The organism is Amycolatopsis sp. NPDC051071 (genome assembly GCF_040682875.1).
Lineage (GTDB): Bacteria > Actinomycetota > Actinomycetes > Mycobacteriales > Pseudonocardiaceae > Amycolatopsis.
In genome coordinates this window covers 1-10,286 of record NZ_JBFBBY010000023.1, presented here as the reverse complement: position 1 = coordinate 10,286, position 10,286 = coordinate 1, and the positions used below count along the sequence as shown (strand labels likewise).

Below are 10,286 nucleotides of genomic sequence, written 5' to 3'. Positions count from 1 at the left end.
AGCCGGAACTCGCGTGCCTGAACTTCGCACACGCGTGCTTAAAGGCGTAACTCGCGTGCTTGAAGGCGGATCATCGTGTGCGCAGTTCAAGCACGCGAGTTACGTCTTCAAGCACGCGTGTGCGCTGTTCAAGCACGCAAGTTACGTCTTCAGGCACGCGTGATACGGCTCTGAGCACGCGTGTTACGGCTTCGGGTTCGCTGGGGGAACCGCCGGTATTCCTGCCACCACTCCTGCCTGGCGCGTGGCGAGCCCCCGCGGTGTGCTGGGGTGGCCAAACCCTGCCCCGCAACAGGAGGTACCCGGTGCCCACAGCGGAAGAGTTCACCCTGGCCAGGGTGTTCGACGTCGTCGACCCCGAAACCGGGCCGGGGTTCGCACCCGGCCACCCGCGGATCGAAGACCCGGAGGAACTGCGGGCGCTGGTCGGCTACTTGGCGGGCGGTACGCCGATCCTGGTCACCCCGTCCCTGATGGACGACGTCCTCGACCCGGACCGGACCGCGGCCGTGCCGACGAACTTCGTCACCGACGGGGTGTGGATCTGGACCGACACCGTCACCTATTACCTGGAAACCCACGGTCTGGCACCGGAACCGGCGCTGCTCGGCCACATCAGGGGGCGGGTGGCGGGTCCGGTGGCGGCGGACGTCGTCCGGCGCGCGGTGGCCTTCGTACTGGAGCCGCCGTCGGACCGTGCGCCGGTGTGGAGCGCGGGCTGACGCACGCTTCCCGGCGGGACTTTCCTTCCGGTGCTTCTGCTGGTGGTTGTTCATGGTGACCGGGACACGGGTCGCGTTTACTGGAACAAGAGTCGCAGAACCGCTCAACACCAGGGAGTTGACGTGTCGCTACGAATCCAAGGTCTCCACTCCGGCCCCGCCCGGTCCGAAGAGGACATGGTGGCCGTCTACGTTTCCCGCGACGACATCAGGGATCTGGACGCGGGTGAACTCGGCGGCCGGATCGCCGCGGCCGCCGGGATGGCACGGACCGGCAGGCCCGCCGCCATCGCCGAGTTCGAACCCGTGCCGCGCTACACCATCCAGGACGTCCTGCTCGGGCACATCACCTGGGAAGAACTGACCCGCGCCTCCTGAGGCGGTGCGGTCAGGAGGCGTTGAGATGTTCCGTCAGTTTCTCCCGGAGTTTCGTGCCTTCGGACCGGCCGAGCCGGTCGCAAAGGGACAGCGCGCGTTCCCGGTCATCGCGGGCCGCCGCCTGGTCCCCCACCTCTTCGGACAGGGCCGCCCGGTCGCACAGGGTATCGATCTGGGCCTGCGCCAGCCCGATGCGTTCGAACAACTCCATGGCCTCGGTCAGCCGCCGTCGCGCGTTCGGGTGATCGCCTTGGCGGCGCAGGAACCTTCCGGTGGCCTGCAGGGCACGGCCAAGGCCCATGGCCGCACCGTGACGGCGAAACAGTTCGAGCGCCGTTTCGCATTGGGCGAGCGCCAGATCGGCCGAGTCGAGCGCGGCCAGGTTCTGCGCCGAGCGCAGCAGCAGGTACGCGTAGGTGGTGTCGTCGACGGGAGTGCGTGAGCCGTCGTGCCCCTTCTTGAAGTAGCGGACACAGACGTCGAACTCGACGGCGGCGGCGTCGAACCTGCCACTCCGGTACCAGAACGTGGCCCGCATCGCCCGCGCCACATGGAGCCCTGGCGGATAGTCCGCTTCCTCGAACAGGCGCACGGCTTCGTCGAACAGTTCGGACGGCGTCGAGAAATCGCTGTCGCGGAGCTGGGCGCTCGAAAGGTACACCCGTGCCCAGCCCTGTTCGCGGCGGTCGCCTGCCTCCACCGCCGCGTCCCAGGCCCGCAGGGCCATCTCGGCGGCCTCATCCGCCTGGTCGCACAGCGTGGCCTGCACCCAGGCCAGAAAATTCCGCTGGACCGCCTCGTCCCGTTTGCTGCCGATCGCGATGGCCGAGTTCACGGCGAGGCCGAACAGGTCGTACCAGGTGCTCGCGGTCCCGCCGATTTCCGAGTACCAGTGCATGGACTCGGCAAGATCGAGGACCGGCCGGTGTTCGCCGCGGGCTGCGGCGCTCTTGGCCGCGGCGAGCCAGTTCTTCAGCTCCACTTCGAGCCATCGGCCCGCGCTGGAGTGATCGCCGAACGACGACGTCGCCACCGGCGGAGGACTCACCCCGTCGGTCGGCTGGAAGTAACGCCCGGCCGCCGTCGCGGTGCGCACCAGCCAGCCGGCGAGCCGGTTTTCCGCCGCCTGAACGGCTTCCGGGGTTTCCTCCCGGGTGAGCCGTTCCGTCGCGAACACCCGGAGAAGGTCGTGGAACTGGTACCGGCCGTTCTCCTCGGACGTCTGCAGCAGGCTCGCGTCGGCGAGTTCCTCCAGGAAGATCGCGGCGTCGTCCTCTTCGGAAGCCTCGATGAGCGCCATCGCGGCGCCAACGGAGAAATCGGCGGCGGGGACGACGGCGAGCCGCCGGAACACCATGGCGGCGGTCGGGGTGAGCTGCTTGTACGACAACTCGAACACACTGCGGACGTCGAGATCGCCCGCGGTCAGGGTGGTCAGCCGCCTGCTGCGGTCACGGAGCTGATCGACGAGGCGCGCCAGCGGCCACGTGGGACGGCTCGCCAGCCGGTTGCCCGCGATGCGCAGGGCGAGCGGCAACCGCCCGCACAGTTCGACCAGCTCGATCGCCGCCGGTCGCTCCCGCGTGATCCTCCCGGGCCCGATGATGGTCGAAAGCAGGGCGACGGCGTCGTCCGCGCCGAACACGTCGAGGTTGAGCCTGCTGGCCCCTTCGAGCCCCACCAGCATCTGGCGGCTGGAGATCAGGGTGAGACAACGCGGCCCGCCGACCAGGAGCGGCCGGACCTGCGCCTCGTCGGCCGCGTCGTCGAGGACGATCAGGGTGGCGCGGTCCCGCAGAAGCGACCGGCACAGGCTCACCCGGTCTTCCGGATCCGCCGGGATGTGGACCGCGTCGACGCCGAGAGAACGCAGAATCAGGTGCAGCACGTCAGCCGGATCGTTCGGCTCGGACGACATCCCGCGCAGCTTCAGGAAAAGCCTGCCATCGGGGAAGTCGGCCGCGAGGTCGTGGGCCGCCCGCACCGCGAGTGTCGTCTTGCCGGTACCGGGCGGGCCGCTCAGCACCGCGACCCGGCCCGACCGGCGGCGCCCGCCGCTCAGCCCGGCCGCGAGGGTGCGCACCGCGTCGAGATCGCGCTCGCGTCCGGTGAGGTCGTCGACGTCCGGGGGCAGGCTGCCGATCAGGGGTGATTCGTAGATCCCGGCCGTCGCGGGCGCCGGTGCGGCGATCGGCTGGGTACGGCCTTGTTTGGCGACTTTCTGCAGGCTGGTCAGTTCCTCGTCGGTCAACGACAGCGGCGCGGCGAGTGATTCGATCGTCCGGCGCTGCGGGCTTTTGGCGATCCCGCGTTCCATGTCGCTGATGGCCCGGACACTCACCCCCGACCGTTCGGCGAGTTCCTCTTGCGTGAGGTCGGCGCGAACGCGGTAACCCTTCAGCAGCGCCTTGAAAGTTGTGGCCGTCTCGCCCCGGGCGGCGTTCGTCATGGGCAGAATTATCCACGCCGGGGCCGTCGGCTCAATGTGACCTTGGCGCCCGCATCCTCGGATCGTGCGTCGGGTCGGCGTAGAGAGACGGACGGCCGTACTCGACGGCTTCGGGGCGCAGTTCGTAGTGCCAGGGTTCGTTGCGGTAGATCTGGCACAGCCCGTAACCGGCGCCGTGTTCGGACAGCCACGCCCGCGCCGCGGGAGGCCCGATGTCGACCGCGTCGCCCGAAACATGCGCGGACGTGGCGGGGGTGGCCACCCAGCGGGCGGCCTCCTCTTCCGAGCCGTACTTCGAGATCGCCTCGCGGAGCAGGTATTCCTGGTACTCCGGGGACCGCCAGCCACCGTTGACGAGGAATCCGACCCCGTCTCCCGCGGCGTCGGCCGCCGCCCGGCGCAAGGCATCGAGCAGGGCGGGATCGAGGTTGGCCACGGCCGGGGTCTCGTCGTCGAAAACAGTCACCGGGGCGGGGACCGCGCCGTGTGCCGTGCCGAGGGCAGGCCGGAACGCTGCTTCGCTGTAGGGCATGCCTTCAGCCAAGGCGGCGGGGTGTTGCCGTCCTGTACGTGGTTTTCGATATGCGCACGATATGCGCCGGTTCGTAGCATCGGAAGTATGCGTGTGCTGGTCGTCGAGGATGAGCCCTATCTGGCGGAAGCGATCCGCGACGGGTTGCGGCTGGAAGCGATCGCGGCCGACATCGCCGGTGACGGTGACACCGCACTGGAACTCCTGAGCGTCAACACCTATGCCATCGCCGTCCTCGACCGTGACATCCCCGGGCCCTCCGGTGACGAGATCGCCGCCCGCATCGTGGCCTCCGGCCGCGGGATGCCGATCCTCATGCTCACGGCGGCCGACCGGCTCGACGACAAGGCGTCCGGCTTCGAACTCGGCGCCGACGACTACCTCACCAAACCGTTCGCGTTGCAGGAGCTCGTGCTCAGGCTCAGGGCACTCGATCGGAGGCGGGCGCACAACCGGCCGCCGGTACGGGAGATCGCGGGCCTGCGGCTGGATCCGTTCCGCCGCGAGGTCTACCGGGACGGCCGGTACGTCGCGCTGACCAGGAAACAGTTCGCCGTGCTCGAAGTACTCATGGGTGCCGAAGGCGGTGTGATCAGTGCCGAAGACCTCCTGGAACGGGCGTGGGACGAGAACGCGGACCCGTTCACCAACGCCGTGCGCATCACGGTCTCGGCGTTGCGCAAACGGCTCGGGGAGCCATGGCTGATCGCCACGGTGCCCGGCGTCGGGTACCGCGTCGGCACCGGTGGCGAGCATGGATAGGGAGCCCGGGCTGAGCGTCCGCCTCAAACTCACCCTCAGCTACGCCGCTTTCCTCATGGTCGCGGGTGCTTTGCTGGTCACGGCGGTACTGGTCTTCTACCTGTACTTCCTGCCCGACGGCTGGATCCTCACCGGCAGCGGCAACTTCCTGATCAACCGCTCGCTCCTGGTACGGGCCTTCGCCCCGATCATGGTCGTCGTGATGGCGTTCCTGCTGGTGTTCGGGCTCGTCGGCGGCTGGCTCCTCGCCGGCCGGATGCTCTCCCCGCTGACGCGCATCACCCACGCCACCCGGGTCGCCGCGAACGGATCGCTCTCCCACCGCATCCGGTTACCCGGCCGCACGGACGAGTTCCGCGAACTCGCCGACGCCTTCGACATCATGCTGGCGCGGCTCGAAGCACACGACGCCGAACAGCGGAGATTCGCCGCCAACGCCTCCCACGAACTACGCACCCCGCTGGCGATCACGCAGACCCTGCTCGACGTCGCCCGCAAGGACCCGAACCGCGGCAGCGGCGGGATCGACGAACGCCTCCGCGCCGTCAACACCAGGGCGATCGAACTCACCGAAGCGTTGCTGCTGCTCAGCCGGGTCGAGCAGCAGTCGTTCACCCGCGAGGAGGTCGATCTGTCCCTCATCGCGGAAGAAGCCACCGAAACGCTCTTCTCCCTCGCGGAAAGGCACGGCGTCACCATCGAGACCTCCGGAGACGTGAGCCCCACCTTCGGCTCGCACGCGCTCCTGTTGCAGACGACCACGAACCTCGTGCACAACGCGATCGTCCACAACCTGCCGGAACACGGCACCGTGCGGGTCACGACCAGCGCGCACCCCAAAACCGCGGTGCTCGTCGTCGAGAACGACGGCGAGAAACTCTCGCCGGACGTGGTTTCCCGGCTCGTCGAGCCGTTTCAACGCGGCACCGGCCGGATCCGCACCCATCACGCGGGGGTCGGCCTCGGCCTGGCGATCGTCCAGAGCGTCACCCAGGCCCACGGCGGAACCCTCACGCTCACCCCACTCGACGCCGGAGGGCTGCGCGCCTCGGTGCGGCTGCCCGCCGCTCGGCGACCGCGGTGAGGACATGCCGGGCCAGTACGACGTCCGCGTCGGCCGCGCCACCCGCCGACACGCGCGCCGACATCGCCGCGATCCGCGCGGGGTCGGTGAGCACCGGGAGCAGCGTGGACTCGATCCAGGCCGGGCCGAAGTCCGCTTCGCCGACAAGCAGTGCCCCACCCGCCGCCACCACCGGTCCGGCGTTCAGCCGCTGCTCACCGCCGCGCCGCGACAGCGGGACGAAGGCGGACGGCAGGCCGACAGCGGCCAGTTCGGCACACGTCATCGCCCCCGAGCGGCAGACCACGAAGTCGGCCGCGGCGTAGGCGTACCGCATCTCGTCGACGTAGGGGACGACCACGTAGGGCGGGTCGCTGTCCGGCACCTCGACCACATGCCGCGGCCCGGTGATGTGCAGGACCTGCACGCCGGCCGCCCGTAACGCCGCCGCCGCGCCGGACACCCCGGCGTTGATCGCGTCCGCGCCCTGCGAACCACCGGTGACCAGCAGGACCGGCCCTTCGGAGCGCAGGCCGAACCGCCGCCGGGCGGTGTCGCGCAGCGCGGGCCGGTCGAGTCCGGTGATCGACGGCCGCAGCGGGATCCCGATGGCGGTGGCATGGGCCAGCCGGATACCCGGCGCGGCGGTGAACACGCTTGTCGTCATCCGGGCCGCCAGCCGGTTGGCCACGCCGGGCAGGGCGTTCGCCTCGTGGACGACGATCGCCACCCCCTGCCCGCGGGCGGCGAGGTAGGCGGGCGCGGCCACGTAGCCGCCGAAGCCCACCACGACCTCGGCCCGCACGCGATCGAGTACCGCACCGGCCGCCCGCACCGCATCACGCAGCCTGCCCGGTGTCCGCAGCAGGGCGCGGTTCAGCCCGCGGGCCAGCGGCACCGGCGGGATGAGTTCGAGCGGGTAGCCGCGGGCCGGGATGAGGGTGGTGTCCAGGCCGCGGACGGTGCCGAGTGCGGTGATCTCGGCCGTGGGCTCCAGACGGCGCAGCGCGTCGGCGAAGTTCATCGCCGGCTCGATATGCCCGGCCGAATGACCGCCCGCGACGACGACACGCGGCGCCGTCATCCGGAGCTTCCCGTCCGGCCGAGGGGGAAGTCGAAGTAGGTGGCCGGATACGGCTCGTCCTTCAGCGTGTAGTGCCACCACTCGCGCTCGTAGGAGGCGAAACCGCAGGACTCCATGACGGAACGAAGGTGGTGACGGTTTTCCGCTTCGGCGCGCGTGACTTCTTTCGCGTTGTGATGAGAGATCGGATCCATCAGGTCATGACCGCCACCCATGGCGGCGAGTTCGCCGGTGTCCAGGTGAAAAAGCGTCAAGTCGACCGTACTTCCCCGGCTGTGGCCCGATTTCGCGGCCACGTATCCCTTCTCGAACATCTCGGCCCTGTCGATGTTCGGATAGTGCCGGGACTTCGTCCGGCCGTCCTCCGGCTCCTTCGACCAGCGCAGAAAACGGTCAACGGCTCGTTGCGGGCGATAGCCGTCCCAGACGAGCAAGCCGAAGCCGAGGGACGAGGCCTTTTCCTGCGCGCTCTCCAACGCCGCGCACAAAGTCTTCGTGCCGACGATCCGGTTCGCCGTGTAGCCGTCGACGGGTTTGCCGGTGAAGTTGTCCCAGGTGGCGTACTTCGCGTCCCAGCGGATCCCGAACACCAGTTCGTCGACGAAGACGAAGTCGTCCTTCATCGAACCTTCCCGGTCAGTGCCACCGAAACCAGCCGGTCGATCACCTCACCGAGTGGCACTCCCGCGGCCGCCATCATCCTCGGATAGCGGCTGTAGGAGGTCAGACCGGGAAGAGTGTTGACCTCGTTGAGGGCCACCGTTCCGTCTTCCTTCAGGAACATGTCCACTCGCGACAGTCCCTTGCAGCCCAAGGCGCGATAGATGACCTTCGCCGTCTCCTTGACGAGCGACCGGGTCTCCGCCGGAAGGTCCGCCGGAACGGTGATCGTCGAGTTCTCGGAACCGTCTTCGGGGTTGTCCTCCTGATGGATCTTGAAGAACCCGTGTGAGAGCGAAATCTGATCTACCTCGCCGGCGAACAGGTCGAGGTCGTTCCCCAAGACGGCGCAGCCGACCTCGCTGCCGACGACGGCCGTCTCGATCAGCACCTTCGAGTCGTACTGCCTCGCGGCCTCCAGCGCACCCGGCAGTTCTTCCTTGCGGGATACCTTGCTGACGCCGAAAGACGACCCCGAACGGGCCGGTTTGACGAAGACGGGATAGGGGAGCCGGTCGGCGTCGACAGGCTCGTCCGCCGTGACGGTCCAGAAGTCCGGCGTCGAGACGCCCGCGCTCCGGGCGACCAGGTACGCGAGGGACTTGTCCATGCACAGAGCGGAAGCTTGGACATCGCAGCCGACGTACGGGATGCCGGAGAGGTCCAGCAAACCCTGGATCGCACCGTCCTCGCCGAGGGTGCCGTGCAGCACGGGCAACACGACGTCCAGCCGGATCTCTTCGTAGCGTCCCTGCTCCAAGACGAGCAAGCCGTGGACGTTCCTGTCCGGTGACAGCAAGACCGGGCGGCCACCGGCGTCGTCCCAATTCTCTTTCGGGCCATCGCAAAGCTGCCAGGCTCCGCTCTTCGTGATCCCGATCCAGAACGGTTCGTACTTGCCGGTGTCGAGGTTCCTCGCGACCTCTTGCGCGGACTTGACGGAGACGGGATGCTCCTCGGAACCGCCCCCGAAAATAATTCCGATCTTCATATCCAGCACTGCTTTCTGATCTCGAAGTTCAGGCAGTTGGCAATAGAGTTCTCCACGGTGTCGCGCAGGGCGCGGTCCGTGTAATAGGCGGTATGCGGGCTGATGATCACGTTCGGCAGCCGTTGCAGCCGTGACAACAGGTCGCTCTCCAAGAGCTTGTCCCGGTGGTCCGCGTAGAATATCCCGTCTTCGCCTTCGAGGACGTCCAGTGCCGCTCCACCCAGCGCGCCACTTTCCAAGGCCTCGATCAGGGCGTCGGTTTCCAAAAGCGGGCCGCGTCCGGTATTGACGACATACGCGCCATGCTTCATCTTCCCGATACGCCGACGATCGAGAAGATGGTGGGTGTCGGCGTTGAGTGGCGCGTGAAGCGTCACGATATCGCTCTGCTGAAGCAAATCGTCAAGAGGGACGTAGTCGGCGGCCGCACTGGGGCGACTGTCGTGGGCCAGTACGCGGCAGCCGAAGCCTCGCAACCTGTCCATGACCGCCACGCCGATGCGCCCTGTCCCGATGATGCCGACGGTCAAATCGCGTAGCTCTTTCCCGCGCACGTCATGCAATCTGTAATCCTGGACGTCGGCACGTCTGAGTACGGATTTGACATGCCGGACCGCCATCAACATCAGCATCAGCGTATAGTCGGCCACGCTGTCGGGTGAATAGGCGACATTCTCGACGTAAATGCCGACGCTCTTCGCGTATTCCACATCGATATGGTTGTAGCCGATACTTCGCGTGGAAATGTACGTTACGCCTGCTCGGCTGAGCGCGAGAAGAGCGTTATCCGCGATCCGTGTCTTATGCCCCACGCTGACGCAGCGATTCCCGGAGGCCAGCGCGACAGTGGCCTCGGACACCGGCGCCTCGGTGATGGTCGGCATCACGCCGAAGCGAGGCGCCATCTCCCGGAACAACGCGGCCTCGTCCTGCCCGCACCCGTAAATCGTGATCCCCATTCCCGGGACGGCGGGGAACGACCATGGCGACGGCGAGCGGGCGCGGCGGACCGCTGTTCGTGCTGGTTCGCTGTCGGTCATACCCCCAGTCAAGGCAGCGCGGTGTTGCCGCCCCGTATGCGGTTTTCGATACGCCGACAATATGCTACCGGCCGGTAACTTCGAGGCTGGCCTGTGAGCCTCCTTGAGGACAAGACCACTCAGCTCATGTTGATCTTGCGGCGCGCTTCCTGTCGGTGCGGTCGCGACCAGGGCGGCACAGCCGGGCGAGCTTTCCCGGGCGCTCCGAGATGGTGTCGATGTGACAGATGTGGCTGATGTGGCTGATGTGGCTGATGTGGCAGATGTGGCAGATGTGGCAGATACAGCTGAGGTGGCGTCGACCCAGGGTCGTGAGTGTTTCGGATCGTCAGGGCCAAGAGCGTCTTAGGTACCTACCGGATCTGGCTGCGGGGCTGATCGCGGGCCCGGTCCGTGCAGGCCTCCTTACCTACCATGAAGTAGTAAAGGAGTCCTTCGCTGCCTTCAGGACCGCCGCTGTGGTCTCAGGTGCATCAGCAGGCACAGCAGCCGCGCGTGAAGGACCCCTTCCCTCGAAGTCGTCGGCGAGGCGGGCGACGGCGTGGAAGCGGCGGAACTGGCCGAGAAGGAACGCCCCGACGTCGTGCTGATGGACGTCCGCATGC

The 10,286-nt window shown here is 67.7% G+C and carries 10 protein-coding genes and 1 pseudogene; 5 read left to right on the top strand and 6 right to left on the bottom strand.

Annotation, left to right across the window (positions count from 1 at the left end; all coding sequences use genetic code 11):
- The first annotated feature begins 305 nt into the window (after positions 1 to 305).
- Both AB0M65_RS11000 and AB0M65_RS10995 read left to right on the top strand, forming a co-directional pair.
- Positions 306 to 722, top strand: a complete 417-nt coding sequence (locus AB0M65_RS11000; protein ID WP_364024869.1) for a hypothetical protein — start codon at positions 306 to 308, stop codon at positions 720 to 722.
- Between the two features lie 123 nt (positions 723 to 845).
- Positions 846 to 1,100, top strand: coding sequence for a hypothetical protein (locus tag AB0M65_RS10995; protein ID WP_364024866.1), 255 nt, complete (start codon positions 846 to 848; stop codon positions 1,098 to 1,100).
- Between the two features lie 10 nt (positions 1,101 to 1,110).
- Here the strand turns inward: AB0M65_RS10995 and AB0M65_RS10990 are convergent, their stop codons facing one another.
- Positions 1,111 to 3,549, bottom strand: coding sequence for an NB-ARC domain-containing protein (locus AB0M65_RS10990; protein WP_364024863.1), 2,439 nt, complete (start codon positions 3,547 to 3,549; stop codon positions 1,111 to 1,113).
- Positions 3,550 to 3,580: 31 nt separating this feature from the next.
- Positions 3,581 to 4,081 (bottom strand): M15 family metallopeptidase, encoded by a 501-nt coding sequence (locus AB0M65_RS10985; RefSeq protein ID WP_364024861.1) that lies wholly within the window; start codon positions 4,079 to 4,081, stop codon positions 3,581 to 3,583.
- Between the two features lie 87 nt (positions 4,082 to 4,168).
- Here AB0M65_RS10985 and AB0M65_RS10980 point away from each other — a divergent pair, with 87 nt between their 5' ends.
- Positions 4,169 to 4,843, top strand: a complete 675-nt coding sequence (locus AB0M65_RS10980) for a response regulator transcription factor (protein ID WP_364024859.1) — start codon at positions 4,169 to 4,171, stop codon at positions 4,841 to 4,843.
- Complete coding sequence (locus tag AB0M65_RS10975) at positions 4,836 to 5,927, top strand: HAMP domain-containing sensor histidine kinase (protein WP_364024856.1); 1,092 nt, start codon at positions 4,836 to 4,838, stop codon at positions 5,925 to 5,927. The genes AB0M65_RS10980 and AB0M65_RS10975 overlap by 8 nt, the downstream gene beginning before the upstream one ends.
- Here AB0M65_RS10975 and AB0M65_RS10970 read toward each other — a convergent pair.
- The 4 genes from AB0M65_RS10970 to vanH are packed head-to-tail and all read right to left on the bottom strand — an operon-like array spanning position 5,860 to position 9,600.
- A complete protein-coding gene (locus tag AB0M65_RS10970; RefSeq protein WP_364024853.1) occupies positions 5,860 to 6,990 on the bottom strand; it encodes a UDP-N-acetylglucosamine--N-acetylmuramyl-(pentapeptide) pyrophosphoryl-undecaprenol N-acetylglucosamine transferase in 1,131 nt (376 codons plus the stop codon). The two genes, AB0M65_RS10975 and AB0M65_RS10970, sit on opposite strands and share 68 nt — an antisense overlap.
- Positions 6,987 to 7,613 (bottom strand): D-Ala-D-Ala dipeptidase VanX, encoded by a 627-nt coding sequence (gene vanX / locus AB0M65_RS10965; protein ID WP_364024850.1) that lies wholly within the window; start codon positions 7,611 to 7,613, stop codon positions 6,987 to 6,989. The genes AB0M65_RS10970 and vanX overlap by 4 nt, the downstream gene beginning before the upstream one ends.
- Positions 7,610 to 8,650, bottom strand: a complete 1,041-nt coding sequence (gene vanA, locus AB0M65_RS10960) for a D-alanine--(R)-lactate ligase (protein ID WP_364024847.1) — start codon at positions 8,648 to 8,650, stop codon at positions 7,610 to 7,612. Before vanA ends, vanX begins: the two co-directional genes overlap by 4 nt.
- A complete protein-coding gene (gene vanH / locus AB0M65_RS10955; RefSeq protein ID WP_364024948.1) occupies positions 8,638 to 9,600 on the bottom strand; it encodes a D-lactate dehydrogenase VanH in 963 nt (320 codons plus the stop codon). Before vanH ends, vanA begins: the two co-directional genes overlap by 13 nt.
- Before the next feature lie 586 nt (positions 9,601 to 10,186).
- Here vanH and AB0M65_RS10950 point away from each other — a divergent pair.
- Positions 10,187 to 10,286: pseudogene (locus AB0M65_RS10950) on the top strand (DNA-binding response regulator); the annotation flags it as partial.

Excerpts from the sequence above, each read along its gene's own strand:
- AB0M65_RS10990 (WP_364024863.1), bottom strand. The coding sequence starts at position 3,549 with ATGACGAACGCCGCCCGGGGCGAGACGGCCACAACTTTCAAGGCGCTG.
- AB0M65_RS10985 (WP_364024861.1), bottom strand. The coding sequence starts at position 4,081 with ATGCCCTACAGCGAAGCAGCGTTCCGGCCTGCCCTCGGCACGGCACAC.
- AB0M65_RS10980 (WP_364024859.1), top strand. The coding sequence starts at position 4,169 with ATGCGTGTGCTGGTCGTCGAGGATGAGCCCTATCTGGCGGAAGCGATC.
- AB0M65_RS10975 (WP_364024856.1), top strand. The coding sequence starts at position 4,836 with ATGGATAGGGAGCCCGGGCTGAGCGTCCGCCTCAAACTCACCCTCAGC.
- AB0M65_RS10970 (WP_364024853.1), bottom strand. The coding sequence starts at position 6,990 with ATGACGGCGCCGCGTGTCGTCGTCGCGGGCGGTCATTCGGCCGGGCAT.
- vanX (WP_364024850.1), bottom strand. The coding sequence starts at position 7,613 with ATGAAGGACGACTTCGTCTTCGTCGACGAACTGGTGTTCGGGATCCGC.
- vanH (WP_364024948.1), bottom strand. The coding sequence starts at position 9,600 with ATGGGGATCACGATTTACGGGTGCGGGCAGGACGAGGCCGCGTTGTTC.